Origin of the sequence: Caballeronia arationis, from assembly GCF_001544975.2 — a bacterium.
In the GTDB taxonomy this organism is placed as follows: Bacteria; Pseudomonadota; Gammaproteobacteria; order Burkholderiales; family Burkholderiaceae; genus Caballeronia; species Caballeronia arationis.
This window is the reverse complement of record NZ_FCOG02000416.1, coordinates 1-1,555: the sequence shown is the minus strand read 5'-3', so window position 1 is coordinate 1,555 and position 1,555 is coordinate 1. Positions and strand designations below refer to the sequence as shown.

Annotated in this window: 1 protein-coding gene; it reads left to right on the top strand. The window is 59.4% G+C overall.

The window, feature by feature from the left end; genetic code table 11:
- The first annotated feature begins 135 nt into the window (after positions 1–135).
- Positions 136–1,290, top strand: a complete 1,155-nt coding sequence (locus AWB81_RS42795; protein WP_062644615.1) for an IS110 family RNA-guided transposase — start codon at positions 136–138, stop codon at positions 1,288–1,290.
- Positions 1,291–1,555: the final 265 nt, after the last annotated feature.

The window sequence follows — 1,555 nt, the reverse complement described above, 5'->3', positions numbered from 1 at the left end:
TGTTCAGACAGTATGACTTCCCGTGAGGTGGAAGGCTGGCCTGGCGTGTGAAAACAAACGCGGGTTAGCATGACTGCCAGAGCCGCACGGTGTGGACAGGGCAACACCCGGCGATTTCCGTCACGGAGGCCAGCAATGGAAAACGATAGCACATTGTATGTAGGACTCGATGTTCACAAGGACTCGATCGCGGTCGCTTATGCGCTGGGCATGGGTGAAGTGGAGCAACTGGGTAAGATCGGAACGACGAAGACTGACGTTGACCGGCTGTGCAAACGTCTGCAGTCCAAAGGACGACAGGTGCGCGTGGTCTACGAAGCCGGGCCATGCGGTTATGGGCTTTACCGGGAGCTGGTTCAGAAAGGATTCGACTGCATGGTGTGTGCGCCGTCGCTGATTCCAAAAAAGCCCGGTGATCGCGTCAAGACAGACCGGCGTGACGCAATCAAACTGGTGCGCGGACTGCGCGCCGGTGACCTCTCGGCGGTGTATGTGCCGGGCGTTGAAGATGAAGCATTCCGCGATCTGGCCCGTGCGTGGGCAGCGGCCAAAGCCGATCTTAGGCACGCGCGGCAACGGCTGAAGTCATTCCTGCTCGCGCATGGTGTGGGTTATACCGGTACCGCTAACTGGGGATCCGCGCACCGGCGATGGATCAGCTCATATTCGTTTCCAAGTCACTGGCAGCAACTGGCCTTCGACGAACACCGTCGCACGATCGAGGACAGGCTCGCGCAATGTGCGCGTCTCGAGGGGGCACTGCGCGAGGCCGTGCTCGAGTGGCGCTTCTATCCGGCCGTACTGGGCCTTCAGGCCATGCGTGGCATACAGTTCACCACTGCGATCGGAATGCTTTCGGAGCTTGGAGACCTGTCACGCTTTGAGCATCCGCGCCAGCTGATGGCATGGCTGGGCGTCACCCCCTCTGAATACTCTTCCGGAGAGCGGCGTCGTCAGGGAAGCATTACGAAAACCGGCAACAGTTACGCCCGCAAACTGCTCGTCGAGGCCGCCTGGAGCTACCGGTTTCCCGCACGTGTGAGTACGGATATCCAGCGTCGGCAAGAAGGCATCCCCAAGCCCATTACCGATCGCGCCTGGGACGCACAACTGCGGCTGTGCCGGCGATATCGCAAACTGGCAGAGCGCGGCAAGAATGCGAACATCGCTGTGGTTGCCGTGGCCCGTGAACTCGCAGGATTTATCTGGGACATTGGCCGGCTGTCAATGTCCCAGGCTGTACCGTGCGGTGCACAGCCAACACACCAGCTTCATCCTGCCGGCCACTGAAAAGCAGCAATCTGAAGGAGTTTCCTGAAGGCGGCGTAGCCCGGCACACGAGTAACCCGCGCTCCGGCTATGCAGCGGATGTCATCCGATTTGCGGCTTCAGATAGCGGCAGGCTCATTGGGCGGAACACTGTAATGCGGTAACCAACCCGCGTATATCAGGGTGATCCACCGTCGAGACTTACTGCTACGTCGCCCTCAGGAAATTTAGCGTCCTGAAAAACCGAAAACCGATCTCTCTTGACACGGGAAGTCATATCAGCCGG